Source organism: uncultured Faecalibacterium sp. (assembly GCF_900066275.1).
Classification (GTDB): Bacteria; Bacillota; Clostridia; order Oscillospirales; family Ruminococcaceae; genus Faecalibacterium; species Faecalibacterium taiwanense.
The window spans coordinates 54,270-76,518 of record NZ_FMFG01000009.1 but is presented as its reverse complement, the minus strand read 5'-3'; the positions used below and the strand labels follow the sequence as shown (position 1 = coordinate 76,518).

Sequence of the window (22,249 nt, the reverse complement as noted above, 5' to 3'; positions counted from 1 at the left end):
CGTTGCTTTTATCCCTCCATGGTTGAGTTTTTCAACAGTGAGGAAGGCCAGCGTGAATATGAGGAATGGCTGAAAGAGCAGGAAGCTCTACAAGCATTGCCTGTTGCCGCATAAAAACAGCAGGACGCTCCCGGTAAAGGGAACGCCCTGCCTTACATAGATGTATCTCGCCGAGGTGTGTCCAGTTGGGCGCACCTCTTATTTTTTTGCCCTTAATCTTCTAACCCATGGCTTCCAGCTACGTTTTTCAAATACTCCTCCGGGTCACCGTTCAGAATCAAATCCGCATAGCCCAGTGGGTCGTTGTAGATGAGGTAGTCCAGTTCAGTCTGCTGGGCCATGGTCACATCCAGCGCATCCTCGACCCCGGTACAGTCGATGGAGATTTTTCTCCCATCCCGGAGCCGCAGCTCCACACATCCAGTGTCCATGTTGAAATGGCAGGCTCTTGCATCGTACTTCATAATCGCATCCTCCAAATCTTGTTATTGGCTTACGGTCTATGACAAGGTATCGGAGTTTTACGCCGTCCACGGGAGCCTTCATTCTCAAACCCGAAGAAAACGAAAAATCCGAACCCTTCTCCAATCGGAAATAGGTTCGGATTTTTCTTGTTTGGTGGGCGCGGGTGGATTCGAACCACCGAAGCTGAAAGCAGCAGATTTACAGTCTGTCCCCATTGGCCACTCGGGAACACGCCCATATTCACTTTTTGTGTCCTTCGCCGGACGACTTGTTTATTCTATCATGCAGAAAGGCTTTTGTCAACTGTTTTTTTACCTTTTTCTTCAAATGCGTTTTCCGTGCAGAGAAACGGCGGGAAAAGCCCTGCAGCCATGCAGGCACGGCAAAGTCGGAGAAAAAAGCCAGCCGGAAGAAATTGATAGGCAAATTGCAAGAAAAACTCGTGACAATATGTGAAAAGTGCAAGACTTTTTGTCTCTGCATTGAAAAACGCAGGAAGGCGTGATATATTAAAAACGCAACAAAGTGCAACAAAATGGATGGCGCTTTTGTCACTCTGTGGCAAATCAGGCGGGATCAGTAGAAAAAGAAAGGCATAGCGACAAACCATGACGATTCAGGAATGTTATAGACAGATGGGCGCAAATTATGAGGATGTGCTCAAGCGGCTTTACAACGAAGGCATGATCTGCAGATTTACGCTGATGTTTTTGAACGACGACAGCTATCCGAAACTGGAGCAGGCATTGAAGGAAGGAAATGTGAAGGAAGCATTCCGTGCGGCACACACGCTCAAGGGCGTGTGCCAGAACCTGGGTTTTACCAACCTGTATCAGCCCACCTACGATTTGACCGAGGTGCTGCGCACAGGCACACTGGAAGGTACCAAAGAGCTGTTTGACAGCGTGACCTGCCAGTACAAAATCACCATCAATGCGATCCGTGCGCTCCAGTAAGCTCCGCATTTGGCTCGATCTCCAAACGGCATCCTTCCTTATAAAAAGGCAGGATGCCGTTTTTTATTGCATTCTGCGCAGTTTTATGATATAATGCCGGACGAACTGAACAGAAAAACAGCAGGTGCCTTTTGCCGATGCACTGCACGGCGGAAAGGGTAAAAGGGAAGCGGGTGCAGATCCCGCACGATCTCGTCACTGTGATAAGGGAGTCCGCATCAGGGTGCTTTGCACCAGCCACTGGAGCATTGCTCCGGGAAGGGGATGCCGGGCGGCGATCTTTCAGTCAGGAAACCTGCCTGCTGTTGGTACGGGGGTGCAAACCCCAGATCACGAGGAATTGGTTGTACCAAAAAGCCCTGAAACAACAGAGGTCTTTTTGTCATGCCATCCGCAGGACAGAAGGGCCTCTTCTTTCATCTTTCTTTCCTGTACCCTTTGTTTGGTTCAAACCGCAATTTATCCAGCAGGAAAGGACAAGAACAATGAGAAAGATCGAAACCAAAAAGCTGGCCGCAGCTGTTACGGCTCTGGCTCTGTGCGCCGGCGTGCTCACCGGCTGCGGCGGTGCTGCTTCCGGCACTGCATCCAGCACCGCTGCGTCTGCCGCTTCCAGCGAAGCGAGCAGCGAGGAGGCTGACGAAATGGCAGCAAAGAATGTGGCAGACCTAATCGATGCCATCTATGTGCAGGAGCGCAATGATGACACCGACGCTCAGTGCGAAGCTGCCAAGGCTGCATGGGATGCTCTGACCGACGCCCAGAAGGAACTGGTGGAAGGCGAGAACGCCGACCCCGACTACTTTGGCCGTGACACCGGCGATGCCTCCAAGGACGATGCCCGCAATCAGGACGACATCGGCGACAACGAGCTGCTGGTGGTCTCCTTCGGCACCTCCTTCAACGACAGCCGCGTGAAGGACATCAAGGGCATCGAGGATGCCCTGCAGGCCGCATACCCGGACTGGAGCGTGCGCCGCGCCTTCACCGCACAGATCATCATCAACCATGTGCAGGCCCGTGACGGCGAAAAGATCGATAATATGCAGCAGGCCATGGACCGCGCTGTGGCAAACGGCGTGAAGAACCTTGTCGTCCAGCCCACCCACCTGATGCACGGCGCTGAGTATGACGAAATGATGGAAATGATCGACACCTACCGCGACAAGTTTGAATCTGTCGCTGTGGCTGAGCCCCTGCTGGGCGAGGTCGGCTCCGATGCCACCATCATCAATCAGGACAAGGAAGACGTTGCCAAGGCTGTCACCGCTGCTGCCGTGAAGGAAGCCGGCTACGACAGTCTGGATGCCGCTGCGGCGGACAAGACCGCCTTTGTCTTTATGGGCCACGGTACCTCGCATACCGCAAAGGTGAGCTACAGCCAGATGCAGACCACTATGCAGACTCTGGGCTACGACAATGTGTTCATTGGCACCGTTGAGGGCGAGCCGGAGGAGACTGCCTGCGAGAACGTCATCGAGGCTGTCAAGGCTGCAGGCTACACCAAGGTGATCCTGCGCCCGCTGATGGTGGTTGCCGGCGATCACGCCAACAACGATATGGCCGGTGAGGATGCCGACTCCTGGCTGAGCCAGTTCAAGGCTTCCGGTGCTTTCGACAGCATCGACTGCCAGATCGCTGGTCTGGGTGAGATCGAGGATGTCCAGAAGCTGTATGTCGCCCACACCAAGGCGGCGATCGATTCTCTGAACGGTTGATCAAACGAACCCTCTCCGTCTCGCGGCCGCTTTGCGGCATCCGGTGGAGAGGGTTCATTTTTTATCTGAACAATGGTATAATAAAAGCTGATTTCTTATAATGTAGAGGTATTTCCTATGAAACGCGTTTTTTCCTGTGTTGTCGCTGCTTCTCTGGCACTGAGTCTGCTGGTGGGCTGCGGCGCTTCTTCCACGGCATCTTCTGCAGCTTCCAGTGCTGCTTCTTCCGAGGCGGCATCCTCTGTGGCTTCTTCTGCCGCTGAGACCGCCACTTTGCCGGATGGTGTGTATACCGCCGAGTTTGACACCGACAGCAGCATGTTCCACGCCAACGAAGCCTGCGACGGCAAGGGCACCCTGACTGTGGAGAACGGCCAGATGACCTTCCATGTCAGCCTTGCTTCCACCCATATCGTCAACCTGTATCTGGGCAAGGCTTCCGATGCCGCCGACCACGAGGCCGACTGGCTGCAGCCCACCACAGATACCGTCACCTATTCCGACGGCACCTCGGAGGAGGTGTACGGCTTTGACATTCCGGTCTCTGCTGTGGATGCCGACTTTGATCTGGCCATTCTGGGCACCAAGGGCAAGTGGTACGACCATGTCGTCAGCGTGCGTGATGCCGTGGAAAAGGCTGCGGAAGCCGAGACCCCGGCAGACGGCACCTACACCTGTGATGTGACGCTGGAGGGCGGCTCCGGCCGTGCCACCGTGGAGAGCCCCGCCGCCCTGACCGTGGCGGATGGCAAGATGACCGCCACCATCGTGTGGAGCAGCCCGAACTATGATTATATGATCGTGGACGGCGAGAAGTATTTGCCCACTAACACCGAGGGCAATTCCACCTTTGAAATTCCGGTATCGGCGCTGGATACCGCACTGGATGTCACCGCCGACACCGTTGCCATGAGCACCCCCCACGAGATCGAGTATACGCTGACCTTTGATTCCGCAAGTCTGAAGTGACTCCTCCAGTCACCTTCTTTGGCAAAAAGATAAACTTTACCGTACTGCCAAAGCCTCCCTCTATGAGGGAGGTGGCGCGGCGTAAGCCGTGACGGAAGGAGTTACCTATGAAAATCACTCGCAACCAATTTCTGAAACTGATCTCCGCTGCGGCGCTGACGCTGACCGGCTGCGGCAGCAAGGCTCAGCCTGCCAATACGGAAAGTCTTGTTTTCTCCCATCATTACAAGCTGGACTATGCACAGCAGTTCACAGCGGACTGCTATGAGGGCGGCTATACCATGCTGACCATCGCGGAGTCGGATGCACGGTTCCTTGTTGTGCCGGAAGATGCTGCGGAGGTGGACGGTCTGCCTGCTGATGTGACTGTGCTGCGCCAGCCGGTGGAGAATATTTATCTGGTCTCCACCTCGGTGATGGATCTGCTTTTGCATCTGGATGCACTGGACAGCGTGGCCTTTTCCGGCACCAAGGCCGAGGGCTGGTATCTGCCCGAGGTGAAGCAGGCCATGGAAGAGGGAAAAATTGCCTACGCCGGCAAGTACAGCGCCCCGGATTACGAGCAGATCCTGGCAGCGGGCTGCCGCCTTGCCATTGAGAATACTATGATCCTGCACACGCCGGAGGTAAAGGAGCAGCTGGAACACTTTGGCATCCCGGTGCTGGTGGAGCGTTCCAGTTACGAGAGCGACCCGCTGGCCCGCATGGAGTGGATCAAGCTTTACGGCATCCTGCTGGGCAGGGAAGAACAGGCCGAGCAGGTGTTTTCCGCGCAGGAGACAGCCGTTCAGCCCATCCTCTCGCAGGAACCCACGGGAAAAAGCTGTGCCTTCTTCTCGCTGACCACCAACAACCTTGCCACTGTGCGCAAGGGCAGTGACTATGTGGCCCGCATGATCGAAATGGCGGGCGGCAGCTATGTCTTTGCGGACCTGACGGACAATGGCAACAGCCTTGCTACCATGAACCTGCCGCTTGAGGACTTCTATGCAGGTGCAAAGGATGCCGATGTGCTCATCTACAACAGCGCCATCGAGGGCATGATCGCATCGGTGAGCCAGCTGACCGAGCGTTTCCCACTGTTGAACGAGTTCAAAGCGGTGCAGAACGGTCAGGTGTGGTGCACCACCCAGAGCCTGTTCCAGCAGAGCATGGAGCTGGCAGACCTGATCGTGGATATGAACCGGGTGTTTACCAAGGGCACACCTGCCGCCAGTACCCTGAAATTCCTCACCCATGTGGACTAAAGAAGGAAAATTTTACAGAAAGGAAAGCCTATGACCCGTACCAGACGCCTTGCAGCCGCCTATATTGCCCTTGCGGCAGCCGTGGCTGTGCTTTTTGCGCTGAACCTGTTCTGGGGCAGCGTATCCCTTGCACCGGGTGCGGTGCTGACGGCACTGCTGGGCAAGGGCGGCGATGCGCTTGCGGGGAACATCATCCTGCAGCTGCGCCTGCCCCGCGCGGTCATGGCGGCGCTGCTGGGGGCAGCCCTCAGCGCAGCGGGATACCTGCTGCAGACTTTTTTTGCAAACCCCATTGCCGGGCCATTTGTTATGGGCGTTTCCAGCGGCGCAAAGCTGGCGGTGGCCCTGACCATGGTGGTGTTTCTGGACCGCGGGATGCTGACCAGCTCGGCCACGATGATCGCGGCTGCCTTTGCGGGTGCCATGGCTTCCATGGCCTTTGTGCTGGCGGTGGCCCGGCGGGTGCAGCGCATGAGCATTCTGGTCATCTGCGGTGTGATGATCGGCTATATCTGCTCCGCCATCACCGATATCGTGGTGGCCTTTGCGCAGGATTCCAACATCGTCAATCTGCACAACTGGTCGCAGGGCAGCTTTTCCGGCGTGACATGGGCCAATGTGCAGGCTGCGGCACTGGTGGTGCTGCCTGCGCTGGCGGCATCCTTTCTGCTTTCCAAGCCCATGGCCGCCTACCAGATGGGCGAGGAGTACGCCCGCAGCGTGGGCGTGAATGTCAAGCCTTTCTCGGCAGCGCTGGTGCTGCTATCCAGCCTGCTGGCGGCCTGCGTCACCGCCTTTGCGGGGCCGATCTCCTTTGTAGGCATCGCGGTGCCGCACCTTGTCAAGCAGCTGCTGGGCAGCGCAAAGCCGCTGTATGTGCTGCCGGGGTGCTGCTTGGGCGGTGCGGCTTTCTGCCTGTTCTGCGACCTGCTGGCCCGCAGTCTGTTCGCGCCCACGGAGCTGTCCATCAGCTCGGTCACGGCCGTGTTCGGCGCACCGGTGGTCATCTGGCTGCTGGTGCGGCGCAATTCAGAGCGGGAGGGCGCATGATGAACGAAAAAGCACTTTGCACTGCGCGGGAGCTTGCCATCGGCTACGGCAAGACACCGCTGCTCTCGGATATTTGCCTTGGGGTGCAGCCGGGCCAGATCCTGACTCTCATTGGCCCCAACGGCGCAGGCAAATCCACCCTGCTCAAAACACTGGCGGGCCAGCTGGCCCCCATGGGCGGTACAGTGCTGCTGGAAGGCAGAAACCTTGCCGATTACACCGGTACCCAGCGGGCGCAGAAGCTGGCCCTCATGGCCCCGCACAGCCGCCGGATGGAGCTGACCACCTGCTTTGATTTTGTTTCGGCGGGGCGCTATCCCTACACCGGACGGCTGGGCATTTTGTCTGCCGAGGACAGGCAGCAGGTGCACAGAGCTTTGGAGCTGGTGGGTGCGGCGCAGCTGGCAGACCGGGATTTTAACCGCATCAGCGACGGCCAGCGCCAGCGCATCCTGCTGGCCCGGGCACTGTGCCAGCAGCCGGAAGTGATCCTGCTGGACGAGCCGACCTCTTTTCTGGATATCAAGGGCAAGATCGAGCTGCTCACCATTTTAAAGGAGCTGGCCCATACCGGCCAGCTGGCGGTGATCCTGAGCCTGCACGAGCTGGAATTGGCCGAAAAAATAGCGGACACGGTGGTGTGCGTTTCGCCCGCAGGTGTTTCCGGCGTGCTGACCCCGGAACAGGCGTTTCAGCCGGAGAATATCCGCACCCTGTACGGCCTGACCGAACAGCAGTACACGGCTCTGTTCGGCACACCGGAGCCGGAAGCCGAAAAGGCACCCGCCGGAAAACCTCAGTTTGAACATTACGTCCGCAGCGGGCAGAAGCTGCTGCGCTGCGGCTATACCACCGGCACCTGTGCCGCGCTGGGGGCTGCCGGGGCGGCGCGTCTGCTGCTGACCGGCCGCGAACCGGAAACGGTGGCTCTGCGCACGCCCAAGGGCATTGTGGTGGAGGTGGCACCCATTTACTGCCGCAGAACGGATGCCGGTGCGGTATGTGCCATCCGCAAGGACGGCGGCGACGATGTGGACGTGACCACGGGCCTGCCGGTGATCGCGTCAGTGGTGCTGGAACCGGATGCCCCCGGCGTGCGCATCTTTGGCGGCGAGGGGGTGGGCCGGGTGACGAAGCCCGGCCTTGACCAGCCCGTAGGCGAAGCCGCCATCAACCATGTGCCGCGCCGGATGATCGCCGAGGCACTGGAACGGGAAGCTGAAAATGCTGCCTACACTGGCGGCTTTGCAGTGACCATTTCCATCGAGGGCGGTGCCGAGACGGCAAAGCGCACCTTCAACCCGCACATCGGGGTGGAGGGCGGGCTTTCCATTCTGGGCACCAGCGGCATCGTGGAACCTATGAGCCAGCAGGCGATTCTGGATACCATCCAGCTGGAAATGAATCAGGCCGCACTGCGTGCAAAAAATGCCCCCGGCCCCCGGCGGCTGGTGCTGGCCCCCGGCAACTACGGGCTGGATTATCTGGCCGGCGCTCTGCCGCAGTTCGAGCGGTTCCCGGTGGTCAAAACTTCCAACTTCATCGGGGATACGCTGGATATGGCTGCCACGGCCAAATTTGAGGAAGTGCTTCTGGTAGGCCACGTGGGCAAGCTCTGCAAGCTGGCGGCAGGGGTCATGAACACCCACTCCCACACGGCGGATGGCCGCGCTGAAGTGTTCTGTGCCCATGCGGCGCTGTGCGGGGCCCGGCGCGAAGTGTGCGCTGCCCTGATGGATGCCGCCACCACCGATGCCTGCCTTGACATTCTGGACGGCGCACAGCTGCGTGCACCGGTGCTGGAAAGCATCCTTGCCGCCATCCAGATGCATCTGGACCGACGGGCAGGCGGGGCGTTCCGGGTGGGCGCGGTGCTGTTCTCCAACCAGCACGGCCCGCTGGGCGAGACAAAAACGGCAAAGGAGCTGATGCAGGAATGGCAGAACTGAAAGGTACATTTTACGGTGTCAGCGTCGGCCCCGGCGACCCGGAGCTGATGACGCTGCAGGCTGTGCGGCTCATCCGGCAGTGCCCGGTGCTGGCTGCGCCGCAGACTGATTCCGGCCAGATGCTGGCGCTGGACATCGCCCGCAGTGCGCTGGGAGAAGCGCTGGACGGCAAGACCATCGTCCCGCTGTACTTTGCCATGAGCCGTGACCCGGCTGCGCTGGCGGCTTCGCACGAAAAAGCCGCCGCCGCGGTGCGGCAGTATCTGGATGCCGGGCAGGACGTTGCCATGCTGAACATCGGTGATGTTTCCATCTATGCCACCTTTGCTTACCTGCAGGAGATCTTGCAGGCCGGGGGTTATGCCACCGCCATGGCGGCAGGCGTGCCCAGCTTTTGTGCGGCGGCGGCGCGGCTGAATGTGCCGCTGACCGGCGGCATGGATACGCCGCTTACCATTGCGCCCGGCGGCTGGACAGACCGCGTGCTGGAAATGCCCGGCACCAAGGTATTGATGAAAGCCGGCAGGCAATTGCCTGTCTTATTGGATACCCTGCAGCAGGCAGATAAGCTGAAAAAAAGCGCACTTGTGTGCAACTGCGGTCTGCCGGACGAGCGGGTCTACCCGGATCTTTCCCTTGAGCGGCCGCAGGAACAGGCCGGTTATTTTGCCACCGTTTTGGTAAAGGAGTAACGTTATGGTACATTTTGTTGGTGCAGGCCCCGGCGCACCGGACCTCATCACCCGGCGGGGCGCGGCCCTGCTTCAGAAAGCCGACTGCATCATCTATGCGGGCAGTCTGGTGAACCCGGCCCTGCTGGGCCTTGCAAAGGCAGACTGCGCCATTTATAACAGCGCTGAAATGACGCTGGAGCAGGTGCTGGATGTGATGCGGCAGATGGAAGCTGCGGGTAAGATCACCGTGCGCCTGCACACCGGCGACCCCTGCCTTTACGGTGCCATCCGGGAGCAGATGGATGTGCTGGACGCCGAGGGCATTCCCTACGATGATACCCCCGGTGTGTCCAGCTTCTGCGGTGCAGCGGCGGCACTGAATGCAGAGTACACGCTGCCCACCGTCAGCCAGACCGTCATCATCACCCGCATGGAGGGCCGCACCCCGGTGCCGGAAAAAGAAAAGCTGGCAAGCCTTGCCGCCCACGGGGCAACGATGGTCATTTTCCTATCCATCGGCCTTGTGGACAAAGTACAGCAGGCGCTTCTGGCAGGCGGTGCCTATACGCCGGATACCCCGGCAGCGGTGGTGTATAAGGCCACATGGCCGGAAGAAAAAACGGTTCGCTGCACCGTAGGTACGCTGGCGGAAAGCGTTCATGCAGCGGGCATCACCAAAACGGCGCTCATTGTGGCAGGCGGCTTTCTGGGCCGGAACTATGAGCGCAGCAAGCTCTACGACCCGGCCTTTACCACCGAGTTCCGCAAGGGGACAGACCAGTGACCCGGGCCTACCTTGCCTTTACGGCAAAGGGCCTTGCACTGGCCCAAAAACTGGCGGCGGCATATCCCGGCAGTGTGACCCGCTGCGGCCATGAAGCCGGGCAGGTGCACCTTGCCGATTGGACGGCCCGCCAGTTTGCCGGGAGCGATGCCCTTGTTTTTGTAGGTGCTGTGGGCATTGCGGTGCGGGCCGTTGCGCCCCACTGCCAAAGCAAGGCACAGGACCCTGCCGTTGTGGTGCTGGACGAGTGCGGCCGCTTTGCCGTGCCCATCCTCTCAGGCCACTTGGGCGGTGCCAACGACCTTGCCCGGGCGCTTGCCGCTGTGTGCGGTGCGGTGCCGGTGATCACCACAGCCACCGACGCAAACGGTGTGTTTGCGGTGGACGAGTGGGCAAAGCACCAGAACTGCACCGTGCTGGAGCCGGAGCGCATCAAGCTTGTCAGCGGTGCACTGCTGGCGGGCAAAACGGTGCAGTTTGCATCCGACTGGCCCATTGCGGGTGCACCGCCTGATGGGATCACGGCGGGAGATGCCCCGGACTTTGCCCTCACCCTCTGCCCGGCGGGGGATGCGCTGCATCTGGTGCCGCGCATCGGCGTGCTGGGCGTGGGCTGCAAACGCGGCACCAGCGCCGAAACGCTGGCCGAAGCCTTTGCAGCTTTCTGTGCCCAGAACCGCCTTGCGCCGCAATGCATCACGGCGGCGGCAAGCATCGACTTAAAACAAAACGAGGCGGGCCTGCTGACCTTCTGTAAGAGCCACAGCTGGCCGGTGCAGTTTTTCACAGCGGAACAGCTGCGTGCCGCCCCCGGCAGCTTTACGCCTTCGGCCTTTGTGCAGAGCGTTACCGGCGTGGACAATGTCTGTGAACGGTCGGCAGTGCTGGCCGCAGACGGGACACTCGTTTTTCACAAATATGCCCATACCGGCGTGACCTTTGCGCTGGCCGTGCGGCCCTATGCCCCGGACTGGAGGTGGCAGAATGTTTGACCCGATGGAATTTGAGATCGACGAACCGGAAAAGATAGTCTACGTGGTGGGCATTGGCCCCGGAGATGTTTACTACCTGACACAGGAAGCCCAGAACGTTCTGGAACACGCAGATGCCATCTGCGGCTATAAACTTTATCTTGATCTGATCGAGCCGGAGTTCCCATGTGAGGAATATTATTCCACCGGCATGACCAAGGAAATCGACCGCTGCCGCTGGGCGCTGGAAAAGGCGAATACCGGCAGGCGCGTGGTGATGGTGTGCAGCGGCGACGCAGGCGTTTACGGCATGGCCAGCCCTGTGCTGGAACTGGCGCAGGATTACCCGGACGTTGCCGTAGAAGTGGTGCCCGGCCTTACGGCCGCCCTCAGCGGCGGGGCTGTGCTGGGCGCGCCGCTGGCCCACGATTTCTGCGTGATCTCCCTTTCCGACCGGCTTACCCCGTGGGAGGTCATCCAAAAGCGGCTGGCCTGCGCCGCGCAGGGAGATTTCTGCGCTGCACTCTATAATCCTTCTTCCAAGGGCAGGCCGGACTACCTGCAAAAGGCAGTGCGCATCCTGCGCGCAAACGGCAAGGCGGATGATACCGTCTGCGGCCTTGTGCGCAACATTGGCCGCGAGGGCCAGAGCGCCCGGGTGCTGACGCTGGCCGAGCTGGAAAACACGCCGGTGGATATGTTCACCACCGTGTATATCGGCAACAGCAATACCCGCGCCCTTTCGGGCCGGATGGTCACGCCGCGGGGGTACCGTAAGTGAAGGCGGTCGTGTTCAGCGGCACCACCGAGGGCCGCCGCTTCTCCAAAAAGCTGGCAGAGCTTGGCGTTGCGGTAACGGTGTGCGTGGCAACGCCGCTGGGGGCCGAGGAGCAGGGCGAAATGGCGGGCATCACGGTGCACGCCGGGCGGCTGCAGCCGGATGCCATGGCGGCATTGCTGGCGGGAGCTGATCTCTGCGTGGATGCCACCCACCCTTATGCAGTGGATGCCACCAGGAACATCCGCGCTGCAGCGGTGCAGGCGGGCGTGGAATACCGCCGCCTACTGCGTGCGCAAAGCCCCTTGCCGCCCGGCTGTGCGGTGTTTGAAACAGCAGCGCAGGCTGCAGAATATCTGGCCGGGACAGAGGGCAATATCCTGCTTGCCACCGGTGCCAAGGAGCTGGCTGTGTTTGCCGGGATGGAACCGGCGCGGCTTTACCCGCGCGTCCTGCCCACGCCGGAGGGCATTGCCGCCTGTGAAGCGGCCAATGTCCCGCACCGGAACATCATTGCCATGCAGGGGCCGTTCAGTCTGGCGCTGAATAAGGCGTTGATAACACAGTTCCAGATCCGGTACCTCGTCACCAAGGACGGCGGCGCAGCGGGCGGCTTTGCCGAGAAGGTGCAGGCCGCTGCCGATACCGGCGCACAGCTGGTGGTGCTGCGCCGCCCGCCGGAAACTGGCGAGACGGAAACACAAATTTTAGCGTATTGCAAGGAGATTTTGCAATGGTCACACTGATCGGCATGGGCAGCGGAAAATGGGAAGCCCTTTCGGCGCAGGCGCAGCAGGCTGTGCGCAGCGCGGGCCTTGTGTTCGGTGCAAAGCGGCTGCTGGCGGGCCTGCCTGCAGACAGCATGGCCCGGCAGTTCGCGCTCTACCAGCCCGCTGACATTCTGGAAACACTGGCACAAAACCCCGGGCAGGATGCTGCCGTGCTTTACAGCGGCGATACCGGATTTTACTCCGGTGCGTCCGGTCTGCTCACGCCGCTGCGGGCGCTGGGCATCCCCGCGCGGGTGTATCCGGGCGTTTCCAGCATCCAGCTGCTTTCAGCGGCGCTGGGCCGACCGTGGCAGGACTGGAAGCTGGTCTCGGCCCATGGCTGTGCCTGCGACCCGGTGGCCGAGTGCATGATGAACCGTTCGGTGTTCTTCCTCACCGGCGGCACTGAAACGCCCGCCTCTCTGTGCCAGAAGCTGACCGATGCCGGTATGGGCGAAGCCCACGGCGTGGTGGGCGAAAACCTTGGCACCGAAGCGGAAGCCATCCGCTACGGTTCTGCTGCAGAGCTGGCGGGGCAGAGCTTTGCACCACTCAGCGTGCTTCTGGTGGAAAACTTTGATCTGCCGCAGCTGCGTGCGCCGGGCTTCCCGGACGAAAGCTTCATCCGGAGCGAGGTGCCCATGACCAAGCAGGAGGTGCGCGCTGCTGCGCTGGCAAAGCTGGCGGTAATGCCCACCGACACTCTGTGGGATGTGGGCGCAGGCACCGGCAGTGTGAGCGTGGAGCTTGCGCTGGCGGCACCCAAAGGCCGCGTTTACGCCGTGGAGTGTGAACCGGATGCCTGTGAACTGATCCGTAAAAACCGGGCAAAGTTCCACGCTTGCAACCTCATCCTCATCGAGGGCCGCGCACCGGATGTGCTGGCAGACCTGCCTGCGCCGGATGCCGTGTTCATCGGCGGCACCAAGGGCGGCATGGAAGCCGTGCTGGATGAAGTGCTCGGCAAGAATCCGAACGCACGCATCTGCATTTCGGCCATTGCGCTGGAAACGCTGGGCGCTGCCATTGCCGCTCTCACGGCCCGGGGCCTGACCGCAGAGGTAACGCAGATCGCCGTCAGCCGCACAAAACCGGCGGGCCGACTGCACCTGCTCATGGCCAATAACCCCATCTTCCTCATTACGGGTACACGCAAATGATGCAATTCCTCATCGCTGCGCCTTCTTCCGGCAGCGGCAAGACCACTGTTGCCTGCGCAGTGCTGGCGGCGCTGAAAAAGCGCGGGGCCGACCCCTGTGCGTTCAAAAGCGGGCCGGACTACATCGACCCCATGTTCCACCGCTCGGCTCTGCAGGTGGACAGCCACAATCTGGATCTGTTTCTTTCCAACAGGGATATGGTGCGGGCCATTTTTGCCCGCTATGCCGCCGGGCATGGTGCCGCCGTGTGCGAGGGCGCTATGGGCTTTTATGATGGTCAGGGCCTGACCACCCGTGCCAGCGCTTGGGAACTGGCGGATACGCTGGGCCTGCCGGTGCTGCTGGTGGTACAGCCCAAGGGTGCCAGCGTGACGCTGGCCGCGCAAATTCAGGGCCTTGTGAACTTCCGCAAAAACAGCCATGTTTCGGGCATCCTGCTCAATGATTGTTCCGAAAAACTGTATAAAATGCTCAAGGCCCTGCTGGAAAGGGAGACCGGCCTGCCGGTGCTGGGTTATCTGCCCCATTTGCCGCAGGCAGCGGTAGAAAGCCGACACCTCGGCCTGAAGACTGCAGATGAAATTGCCGACCTGCAGGAAAAGATCGCCCTGCTGGCCGATGCACTGGTGCTGGATTGGCAGCGCCTTGCCGTGCTGACCGAAAAGCCTGCGCCGGAAGCTTTGCCGGGAGCAGCTGCACCCACATCCGTCCGCATTGCGGTGGCAAAGGACGAGGCGTTCTGCTTTACCTATGCCGAAACGCTGGACGCACTGCGGGATGCCGGGGCGGAGCTTGTGCTTTTCAGCCCGGTGCAGGATGCGGTTTTGCCGGAAAATATAGGCGGGCTGTATCTGCCCGGCGGCTACCCGGAGCTGTACGCCAAAACGCTGAGTGAAAACAAAACCATGCTGGCTTCCATCCGGCAGGCCGTGCAGGCGGGCCTGCCCATAGCGGCCGAATGCGGCGGCTTTTTGTATCTGGGCCGGAGCCTTGAGGATGCCGACGGTAAGGCGTGGCCCATGGCAGACGTTCTGCCGGGCGATGGCATCCGGGTGGGAAGGCTGGTGCGCTTTGGCTATGCCGAAATGACTGCCAAGGCGGACAGTATGCTCTTCTGCGCCGGAGAAACGCTGCCCATCCACGAATTCCACCACTGGGATTCCACCGCAAACGGCACTGCATTTACTGCCTGCAAAAACGAAAAAATGCAGTGGGAATGCGGCTTTGCAAACGAGAATTTCTATGCGGGCTTCCCGCATTTATACTGGGCGGGCACGCCCCTGCCGGGCCGCTTTGTGCGCGCGGCAGAACGATACAGCAAAACAAAAGGATGACCAAAATGACCGAAACGGAACTGAATGCACTTTTGGCGGGTATCACCCCTGCCAACGAAGCTGCCCGCGCGGCGGCACACGCCCACTGGGCCAGCCTTGCAAAGCCTCTGGGCGGGTTGGGCCGGCTGGAGACCATGCTGGAGGATGCCGCCGCCCTTACCGGCAGTGCGGAGCTTGATCTTTCCCGCCGGGTGGTGGTGGTGCTCTGCGCGGATAACGGCGTGGTGGCGCAGGGCGTGAGCCAGACCGGGCAGGAAGTGACCCGTGCCGTGGCCGAAAACCTTGCCATGCGGCGCACCAGTGTGTGCCAGATGGCCCGCACGGCCCACTGCGATGTTCTGCCCGTGGATATGGGCATGGCAGGCGAACCGGTGCCCGGCGTGCGCAGCTGCCGCATTGCCGCAGGCACGACGGATTTTACCCAAGGCCCTGCCATGAGCCGGGCCGAGGCCGTGCAGGCCATTGGGGAGGGCATTGCCCTTGCCCGGGAACTGGCAGAGGATGGCTACAGGCTCATTGCCACCGGTGAAATGGGCATTGGCAATACCACCACCTCCAGCGCGGTGGCGGCGGTGCTGCTGGGCCAGCCCGTGGAGCTTATGACCGGGCGCGGTGCGGGCCTCTCGGACGAAGGGCTTGCCCGTAAGGTGGATGCCATCTGCCGCGGCATCCTTTGCAATGAGCCGGACCCGGAAGACACATTGGATGTTCTTGCAAAGCTTGGCGGCTTTGATATCGCGGGCCTGTGCGGTGTGTTTCTGGGCGGTGCACTGGCCGGTGTGCCGGTGCTGGCAGATGGCTTTATCAGCGGGGTGGCCGCGCTGTGCGCCGTGCGGCTGTGTCCGGCGGCGGCAAAGGCTGTGTTTGCAAGCCACTGCTCGGCAGAGCCTGCCGCGCGCATCGTGCTGGAAGCACTGGGCAAGGCACCCATCATTACGGCGGGGCTGCATCTGGGCGAGGGCACCGGCGCGGTGGCCAGCATCCCGCTGTGGGATATGGCACTGGCCGTATACGGCGGGTGCTACTCCTTTGCGGAGGGCGGCATTGCGCCGTATACGCCCCAATGTTGACGCTGGTGCTGGGCGGTGCAGCCAGCGGCAAAAGTGAATATGCCGAGAGCCTTGTGCTCAGGACCACCGGCCCCCGCTACTATCTTGCCACCATGCAGGTGTGGGATGCCGAGTGTGCCGCCCGGGTGGAAAAGCACCGCAAAATGCGGGCCGCAAAGCAGTTTGTGACGGTGGAGTGTCCTTTGCATCTGGACAATGTGCGCCTGCCTGCGCGGGGCACCGCCTTGCTGGAAGACCTTGGCAACCTTGCCGCCAACGAGCTGTACGACCCGGAGGGAGCAGGGGAAAACGCGGCCAAAGCCATCCTGCACGGGCTGGAAAGCCTTGCAGCCCAGTGCGAAAACCTCATCGTTGTTTCCAACGAGGTGTTCAGCGGCGGGGCCGACTATGCCGGTGACACAGGCCGCTATCTGCTGGCACTGGCGCAGGTAAACAATGCCTTTGCCGCCCGGGCAGATGCGGTGGTGCGGGTGGTATGCGGCATCCCCGTGTACTATAAAGGAGTGGAAAAATGATCGTTTTGCAGACCATTGCGGTGGCCTTTGCCATGTTTTCGGCCATCCCGGTGCCGCAGTTCGAATGGAACGAAAAAAATATGCGCTACGCCATGTGCGCCTTCCCGCTCATTGGTGTCGTTATTGGTGCGGCGTGGTGTGCGTGTGGCGCGCTGCCCCTGCCGGGCCTTGCCAAGGCGGCGGGCTTTGCGCTGATCCCGGTATGGATCACCGGCGGCATCCATCTGGACGGCTATGCCGACACCTGCGATGCCCTTTCCAGCTACGGCGACCGAGAAAAGAAGCTGGAAATATTAAAAGACCCCCACTGCGGTGCCTTTGCGGTTATCCGGCTGTGCAGCTATTTTCTGGCCTATTTTGCCCTGTGCACCTGTGTGAGTTTTACACCCCGCGTGGGTGTGCTGTGGGTTCTGGCACTGGTGCTGGAACGGGCGCTTTCGGGCCTTGCGGTGGCATCGTTCCCCATGGCAAAAAACACCGGTCTTGCACACACCTTTTCCACTGCAGCAGACAAAACTGTGGTGCGCCGGGTGCTGGCGGTGCTGGCCGCAGTGCTGTGCGTGGGCATGGCGGCGCTGGGCGGCTGGGCGCTGGTGCTGGCAGCGCTGGCGGTGCTCTGGCGCTACCATGCCGTGAGCCGGAAACAGTTCGGCGGCATCACCGGCGACCTTGCCGGGTGGTTTTTGCAAAAGGCCGAGCTCTGGATGCTGGCGGCGCTGTGTGCCTGCCAGTGGGGAGGGCTGCTATGATCTTTATTACCGGGCCGCTCTACAGCGGCAAGCGCACCTTTGCGCAAACACTTCCAGGCAAGCGTCTTTCGGACGTGCAGGTATTGGCTGCCGATGCCGCCGACCTGCCTGCCTTGGCAGACAAGCTTGCCCATGAATACGATATCCTCATCGCCACCGAGGTAGGCGGCGGTGTTGTGCCGATGGATGTCAAACAGCGCGCAGACCGCGAGGCGGCGGGCAGGCTTGCCTGCCTGCTGGCCGCACGGGCAGAGTGCGTGGTGCAGATGTTCTGCGGCATCCCCACGGTTTTGAAAGGAGAATTGTCTCAATGCTGATCTATCTTCTGCGTCATGGCCAGACGGAATACAACGCTCAGAAGCGTTATCAGGGCCAGCGCGATATCCCGCTCTCACCCGAAGGCGCTGCCCAGCTGCGCCGGGCAGATTTTGACCCCGATGTGGTCTATGTTTCCACCCTGCAGCGCACCAGCCAGACGGCGCGCATCCTGTTCCCGGAGGCAAAGCTTGTGCCGGTGGACGGCCTGAAAGAGATGTGCTTTGGCAGCTTTGAGGGCCGCAATTTCATCGAGATGGAAAAGGACCCCGAGTATCAGGCATGGGTGAAGGCCAACTGCGAAAGCCCCTGCCCGGATGGAGAGCGCAAGACGGATTTTTCAGACCGCATCTGCCGCACCGTGGCAGAGCTGATCGATAAAGCTCTTGCCGCAGGCGAAAAACGGCTGGTCATTCTGGCCCACGGCGGCACCCAGATGGCCGCCATGGAGCGGTTTGCCGTCCCCCACAGGGACTATTACGCATGGTGCGGACCCAACGCGGGCGGCTTTGTGCTGGATGCAAAGGACTGGACGGAAAAGCATCTGCTGTATCTCGTAAAGACCGTCCAGTACACAAAGGAGAGCAGGGCATGATCCTTCAGGCAGTTGTCGGCGGTTTTGTGCTGGACGCCCTCTTCGGCGACCCGGCGTGGCTGCCGCACCCGGTGGTGCTTATGGGAAGATGCATCTCCCGGCTGGAAAAATTCCTGCGTGCCCGCCTGCCCGGCACCCCGCAGGGCGAGCTGCTGGGCGGTGCCGTGACGGCGTTCTGCCTGCCGGTGGGCACCTTTCTGGTCACGAGCCTTGTGTGTCTGGCGGCGGCAAAGCTCAGCCCGTGGCTGGGCCTTGCGGTGCAGATGTTCTGGTGCGGGCAGGCGCTGGCGGCAAGGGGCCTTGCGCAGGAGAGCACAAATGTGTATAACGAGCTGGTCCGGAACGACCTGCCCGCCGCTCGCAAAGCCGTGAGCCGCATCGTGGGCCGCGACACCCAGAACCTGACCGCAGAGGGTGTGACCAAAGCTGCGGTGGAAACGGTGGCCGAAAATGCCAGCGACGGCGTCATTGCGCCGCTGCTGTATATGCTCATCGGCGGGGCACCGCTGGCGCTGACCTACAAGGCCATCAACACCATGGACAGCATGCTGGGCTACAAGAACGAGAAGTACCTTTATTTTGGCCGCGCAGCCGCGAAGCTGGACGACCTTGCAAACTACATCCCCAGCCGCATTGCCGCCTTTTTGTGGGTGGCCGCTGCGGCCTTTACCGGCAACGATGCCAAGGGCGCATGGCGCATCTGGCGGCGGGACCGGCACAACCACGCCAGCCCCAACAGCGCCCAGACCGAAAGCGCCTGCGCCGGTGCACTGGGCGTGCAGCTGGCCGGCCCGGCTTACTATTTTGGCGAATATTACCCCAAGCCTACCATCGGTGATGCCCTGCGCCCCATTGAGCCGCAGGACATCCTGCGCGCCAACCGCATGATGTATGTGGCAAGCGGCTTTGCGCTGGCATGGGGTGCAGCAATACGGGGGTTCCTTGCATGAAACAATTGACCCATGGCGGCGACTGGGCGGGCTACCGCGCCGAGTTTGGCCGCGACCCGCTGGATTTTTCGGCCAATGTCAGCCCGCTGGGCCTGCCGGAAGGGGTGGCAAAGGCCATTACGGCAGCGCTTGCCACGGCAGACCGCTACCCCGACCCGCTGTGCCGGGCCCTGCGTGAAAAACTGGCGGTGGCTGAGGGAGTGCCCGCCGAATGGCTGCTGTGCGGCAACGGCGCGGCAGACCTCATCTTCCGGCTGGCGCTGGCTGCAAAGCCCCGCACTGCACTGGTAACGGCCCCCACTTTTGCCGAGTATGCCACCGCCCTTGAAACGGCAGGCTGCACGGTGGAACGGCATTTTTTGCGGGAAGAAAACGATTTTGCGGTGACGAAAGATCTCCTGAACGCGGTGCACCCGGGTACAAATATGGTGTTCCTCTGTCAGCCCAACAACCCCACCGGCCAGCTGGCAGAGCCTGCCCTTGTGGAGGCGCTGCTGCGCAGATGCGAAGCCGTGGGTGCGGTACTGGCCGTGGACGAATGCTTTCTGGATTTTCTGCCGGAGGGCGAAGGCCTTTCGGCAAAGCATCTGCTGAAAAACAGCAAAAAACTGATTATTTTAAAAGCCTTCACCAAGCTTTACGGCATGGCAGGCGTGCGTCTGGGCTATTGCCTGTGCTCTGATACAGAGCTGCTTGCCCGGATGCGGGCAGCGGGCCAGCCGTGGGCGGTTTCCAGTCTGGCACAGGCGGCGGGCATTGCTGCGCTGGACGAGACGGAATATGTGGCGAAGGTGCGTGCATTGATCGAAGCACAGCGGCCTGTGCTGGCAGACGGCCTGCGGGCGCTGGGCCTGCGGGTGATCGAGGGCCGGGCTAACTATCTGCTGTTCCGCGCGCCGGAAGCGCTGGGCGAAGCGCTGCGCCGCAAGGGTGCGGTACTGCGCAGCTGCGGCAATTATCCGGGCCTTGATGCCAGCTGGTACCGCACCGCCGTGCGCACAGAAAACGAGAACCGGCAGCTGCTTGCACTGCTGGCCGAAACCCTGCCGGAGGTGGCACAATGAGCAAGGCAAAATGCATTATGGTGCAGGGCACCATGAGCGGTGCGGGCAAAAGCCTGCTGTGCGCGGCGCTGTGCCGCATCTTTGCGCAGGATGGCTACCGCGTGGCCCCTTTCAAAAGCCAGAACATGGCCCTGAACAGCTTCGTCACCCGCAACGGTGCAGAGATGGGCCGTGCTCAGGTGGTGCAGGCACAGGCTGCAGGCGTGGAGCCGGATGTGCGCATGAACCCCATCCTGCTCAAGCCCAGCAGCGATGTGGGCAGTCAGGTGATCGTGAACGGCAAGGCCCGGGGCCAGATGCCTGCCGCCGCCTATTTTAAAATGAAGCGCAGCCTTATCCCGGACATTCTGGAAGCCTACAACAGCCTTGCCGCCGAGAACGACATTATCGTGATCGAAGGCGCGGGCAGCCCGGCGGAGATCAACCTGAAAGCCGACGATATCGTGAACATGGGCCTTGCAAAGATGGTGGATGCGCCGGTGCTGCTGGCGGGCGATATCGACCGCGGCGGCGTATTCGCCCAGCTGTACGGCACTGTGGAGCTGCTGGAAGCCGACGAGCGTGCCCGCATCAGGGGGCTCATCATCAACAAGTTCCGGGGCGATGTGGAGATCCTGCGGCCCGGCCTTGCCATGCTGGAAGAAAAAACGCACCTGCCCGTGCTGGGCGTAGTGCCGTACCTGCGGGTGGAGATCGAGGACGAGGATTCCCTCTCCGACCGGCTGGATACAAAAGCTGCGGTCAAGCCGCTGGATATCGCCATCCTGCGCCTGCCGCATGTGTCCAACTTCACCGACTTTATCCCGCTGGAACAGCACCCGCTGCTGGGCGTGCGGTATGTGCAGCGCACCCGCCAGCTGGGTGCACCGGATCTCGTCATCCTGCCCGGCACCAAGAACACCATGGACGACCTGCGCTGGCTGCGGGAAAGCGGACTGGAAGCGGCGGTGCTCAGGCTTTCGGCAGCCGGTACGCCGGTGCTGGGCGTGTGCGGCGGCTATCAGATGCTGGGCGAACAGCTCTGCGACCCGGCAGGGGAGGAGAGCGGCACCCCCTGCACCCTGCGGGGCCTTGGCCTGCTGCCCACCACGACGGTGTTCGGCACCGAAAAGCACCTGACCCAGACCGCAGCCTGTGTGACCACAGAACCCTTTGCAGGCGCAAAGCTGACGGGCTACGAGATCCACGCAGGCCGCACCGAGGTGCGGGGCAGTGCGTTCTGCATCCTTGCAGACGGCACGCCGGAGGGCTGTGTGCAGGACGGTGTATTCGGTACCTACCTGCACGGCCTGTTCGACACCGGCGAACTGACCGAAAAACTGACCGCATTTTTGTGCAAACGGAAGGGCATCGATCCGGCCGGGGCCGAGCTTATCCCCATGGAGCAGTACCGTCAGCAGCAGTTTGATCTGCTTGCCGATGGTGTGCGCGCGGCACTGGATATGCCCGCCATCTATGCCGCCATGGGAATGCAAAAAGGAGACAACACATGACACCGCAGCATCATCTGCCCGCCGACATTGAACGGACGAGCATCTCCATTATCACAAGGGAATTGGACGAGCTGGGCCTGACCCCGCCGCCGGAGACGGCTGCGGTGGTCAAGCGGGTCATCCACACCACCGCGGATTTCGACTATGCCAAAAATCTGCGCTTTACACCCGGCGCGGTGGAAGCCGCAGTCAAGGCCCTGCACGCGGGTGCTTTCATCGTTACCGACACCAATATGGCGCTGGCGGGCATCACAAAGCCGGGCCTGAAAAAACTGAACGGTGAAGCCATCTGCTACATGGCAGACCCCGCTGTGGCCGAAGCCGCAAAGCAGGCGGGCACCACCCGTGCCGTTGCCGCCATGCACCGCGCTGCCCGGGAGCACCCGGGGGCCATTCTGGCCATTGGCAATGCGCCCACGGCCCTTTTGACCATTGCGGAGGAAATGGAAGCCGGTCTGCGGCCTGCACTGGTCATTGGCGTGCCGGTGGGGTTTGTGAATGTGGTGGAAAGCAAGGAAGTACTGTTTGCCGCCTGCGAGCGATACGGCGTGCCTGCCATCGCCGCCATGGGCCGCAAGGGCGGCAGCAATGTGGCTGCAGCCATCTGCAACGCCCTCATTTACTCTGCCGCCGAAATGCTGGACCCCTCTGCCAGAGGGTGGAACGGATAAGG

At 61.2% G+C, this 22,249-nt stretch carries 23 protein-coding genes, 1 tRNA gene and 1 riboswitch; of the genes, 22 read left to right on the top strand and 2 right to left on the bottom strand.

What is annotated here, in order from left to right; genetic code table 11:
- Nucleotides 1–212 precede the first annotated feature (212 nt).
- Together QZL71_RS05310 and QZL71_RS05305 are read right to left on the bottom strand one after the other, a co-directional pair.
- Nucleotides 213–464, bottom strand: a complete 252-nt coding sequence (locus tag QZL71_RS05310; RefSeq protein WP_097776512.1) for a DUF6061 family protein — start codon at nucleotides 462–464, stop codon at nucleotides 213–215.
- 152 nt (nucleotides 465–616) lie between these two features.
- Nucleotides 617–701 (bottom strand) — tRNA-Tyr (locus QZL71_RS05305).
- A gap of 399 nt (nucleotides 702–1,100) precedes the next feature.
- On the opposite strand from QZL71_RS05305, the gene QZL71_RS05300 reads away from it, so the two are divergent.
- From QZL71_RS05300 to QZL71_RS05195, 22 genes are all read left to right on the top strand, one after another.
- A complete protein-coding gene (locus tag QZL71_RS05300; RefSeq protein WP_338428051.1) occupies nucleotides 1,101–1,421 on the top strand; it encodes an Hpt domain-containing protein in 321 nt (106 codons plus the stop codon).
- A 105-nt stretch (nucleotides 1,422–1,526) separates the two neighbouring features.
- Nucleotides 1,527–1,739: riboswitch (cobalamin riboswitch) on the top strand.
- 167 nt (nucleotides 1,740–1,906) lie between these two features.
- The gene (locus tag QZL71_RS05295) at nucleotides 1,907–3,139 is read left to right on the top strand and encodes a sirohydrochlorin cobaltochelatase (protein WP_294648142.1); all 1,233 of its coding nucleotides are present in this window, start codon (nucleotides 1,907–1,909) and stop codon (nucleotides 3,137–3,139) included.
- Nucleotides 3,140–3,256: 117 nt separating this feature from the next.
- Nucleotides 3,257–4,108: an iron transporter gene (locus QZL71_RS05290; RefSeq protein ID WP_294648140.1), complete on the top strand. Its 852-nt coding sequence runs from the start codon at nucleotides 3,257–3,259 to the stop codon at nucleotides 4,106–4,108.
- Nucleotides 4,109–4,215: 107 nt separating this feature from the next.
- Complete coding sequence (locus QZL71_RS05285; RefSeq protein ID WP_294648139.1) at nucleotides 4,216–5,355, top strand: ABC transporter substrate-binding protein; 1,140 nt, start codon at nucleotides 4,216–4,218, stop codon at nucleotides 5,353–5,355.
- A 30-nt stretch (nucleotides 5,356–5,385) separates the two neighbouring features.
- A complete protein-coding gene (locus QZL71_RS05280; protein WP_294648134.1) occupies nucleotides 5,386–6,405 on the top strand; it encodes a FecCD family ABC transporter permease in 1,020 nt (339 codons plus the stop codon).
- Complete coding sequence (gene cbiD, locus QZL71_RS05275) at nucleotides 6,402–8,354, top strand: cobalt-precorrin-5B (C(1))-methyltransferase CbiD (RefSeq protein ID WP_294648131.1); 1,953 nt, start codon at nucleotides 6,402–6,404, stop codon at nucleotides 8,352–8,354. The genes QZL71_RS05280 and cbiD overlap by 4 nt, the downstream gene beginning before the upstream one ends.
- Complete coding sequence (gene cobI / locus QZL71_RS05270; RefSeq protein ID WP_294648129.1) at nucleotides 8,342–9,046, top strand: precorrin-2 C(20)-methyltransferase; 705 nt, start codon at nucleotides 8,342–8,344, stop codon at nucleotides 9,044–9,046. Before cbiD ends, cobI begins: the two co-directional genes overlap by 13 nt.
- 4 nt (nucleotides 9,047–9,050) lie before the next feature.
- Nucleotides 9,051–9,812, top strand: coding sequence for a precorrin-4 C(11)-methyltransferase (gene cobM, locus QZL71_RS05265; protein ID WP_097775026.1), 762 nt, complete (start codon nucleotides 9,051–9,053; stop codon nucleotides 9,810–9,812).
- On the top strand, nucleotides 9,809–10,804 hold the full coding sequence (locus tag QZL71_RS05260; RefSeq protein ID WP_294648126.1) for a cobalt-precorrin 5A hydrolase: 996 nt from the start codon (nucleotides 9,809–9,811) through the stop codon (nucleotides 10,802–10,804). Before cobM ends, QZL71_RS05260 begins: the two co-directional genes overlap by 4 nt.
- Nucleotides 10,797–11,564 carry a precorrin-3B C(17)-methyltransferase gene (gene cobJ, locus QZL71_RS05255; RefSeq protein WP_294648124.1) on the top strand — a complete coding sequence of 256 codons (768 nt, stop codon included), beginning with the start codon at nucleotides 10,797–10,799 and terminating at the stop codon, nucleotides 11,562–11,564. The genes QZL71_RS05260 and cobJ overlap by 8 nt, the downstream gene beginning before the upstream one ends.
- Complete coding sequence (cobK, locus tag QZL71_RS05250; protein ID WP_294648121.1) at nucleotides 11,561–12,307, top strand: precorrin-6A reductase; 747 nt, start codon at nucleotides 11,561–11,563, stop codon at nucleotides 12,305–12,307. The genes cobJ and cobK overlap by 4 nt, the downstream gene beginning before the upstream one ends.
- On the top strand, nucleotides 12,295–13,491 hold the full coding sequence (cbiE, locus tag QZL71_RS05245; protein WP_154258946.1) for a precorrin-6y C5,15-methyltransferase (decarboxylating) subunit CbiE: 1,197 nt from the start codon (nucleotides 12,295–12,297) through the stop codon (nucleotides 13,489–13,491). Before cobK ends, cbiE begins: the two co-directional genes overlap by 13 nt.
- Nucleotides 13,488–14,825 (top strand): cobyrinate a,c-diamide synthase, encoded by a 1,338-nt coding sequence (locus QZL71_RS05240; protein ID WP_294648118.1) that lies wholly within the window; start codon nucleotides 13,488–13,490, stop codon nucleotides 14,823–14,825. Before cbiE ends, QZL71_RS05240 begins: the two co-directional genes overlap by 4 nt.
- Nucleotides 14,826–14,830: 5 nt before the next feature.
- Nucleotides 14,831–15,895, top strand: coding sequence for a nicotinate-nucleotide--dimethylbenzimidazole phosphoribosyltransferase (cobT, locus tag QZL71_RS05235; RefSeq protein ID WP_294648115.1), 1,065 nt, complete (start codon nucleotides 14,831–14,833; stop codon nucleotides 15,893–15,895).
- Entirely contained in the window at nucleotides 15,889–16,410 is a 522-nt protein-coding gene (locus QZL71_RS05230) for a bifunctional adenosylcobinamide kinase/adenosylcobinamide-phosphate guanylyltransferase (protein ID WP_294648113.1), read from the top strand. The genes cobT and QZL71_RS05230 overlap by 7 nt, the downstream gene beginning before the upstream one ends.
- On the top strand, nucleotides 16,407–17,159 hold the full coding sequence (locus QZL71_RS05225) for an adenosylcobinamide-GDP ribazoletransferase (protein ID WP_294648111.1): 753 nt from the start codon (nucleotides 16,407–16,409) through the stop codon (nucleotides 17,157–17,159). The genes QZL71_RS05230 and QZL71_RS05225 overlap by 4 nt, the downstream gene beginning before the upstream one ends.
- Entirely contained in the window at nucleotides 17,156–17,476 is a 321-nt protein-coding gene (locus tag QZL71_RS05220) for a bifunctional adenosylcobinamide kinase/adenosylcobinamide-phosphate guanylyltransferase (protein WP_005943245.1), read from the top strand. Before QZL71_RS05225 ends, QZL71_RS05220 begins: the two co-directional genes overlap by 4 nt.
- Complete coding sequence (locus tag QZL71_RS05215) at nucleotides 17,470–18,069, top strand: histidine phosphatase family protein (RefSeq protein WP_294648108.1); 600 nt, start codon at nucleotides 17,470–17,472, stop codon at nucleotides 18,067–18,069. Before QZL71_RS05220 ends, QZL71_RS05215 begins: the two co-directional genes overlap by 7 nt.
- The gene (gene cbiB / locus QZL71_RS05210) at nucleotides 18,066–19,019 is read left to right on the top strand and encodes an adenosylcobinamide-phosphate synthase CbiB (RefSeq protein ID WP_294648106.1); all 954 of its coding nucleotides are present in this window, start codon (nucleotides 18,066–18,068) and stop codon (nucleotides 19,017–19,019) included. The genes QZL71_RS05215 and cbiB overlap by 4 nt, the downstream gene beginning before the upstream one ends.
- Nucleotides 19,016–20,083: a pyridoxal phosphate-dependent aminotransferase gene (locus QZL71_RS05205; protein ID WP_097775037.1), complete on the top strand. Its 1,068-nt coding sequence runs from the start codon at nucleotides 19,016–19,018 to the stop codon at nucleotides 20,081–20,083. Before cbiB ends, QZL71_RS05205 begins: the two co-directional genes overlap by 4 nt.
- Nucleotides 20,080–21,576 carry a cobyric acid synthase gene (locus QZL71_RS05200; protein ID WP_223388863.1) on the top strand — a complete coding sequence of 499 codons (1,497 nt, stop codon included), beginning with the start codon at nucleotides 20,080–20,082 and terminating at the stop codon, nucleotides 21,574–21,576. Before QZL71_RS05205 ends, QZL71_RS05200 begins: the two co-directional genes overlap by 4 nt.
- A complete protein-coding gene (locus QZL71_RS05195) occupies nucleotides 21,573–22,247 on the top strand; it encodes a precorrin-8X methylmutase (protein WP_097781499.1) in 675 nt (224 codons plus the stop codon). Before QZL71_RS05200 ends, QZL71_RS05195 begins: the two co-directional genes overlap by 4 nt.
- The last annotated feature ends 2 nt before the right edge of the window (nucleotides 22,248–22,249 follow it).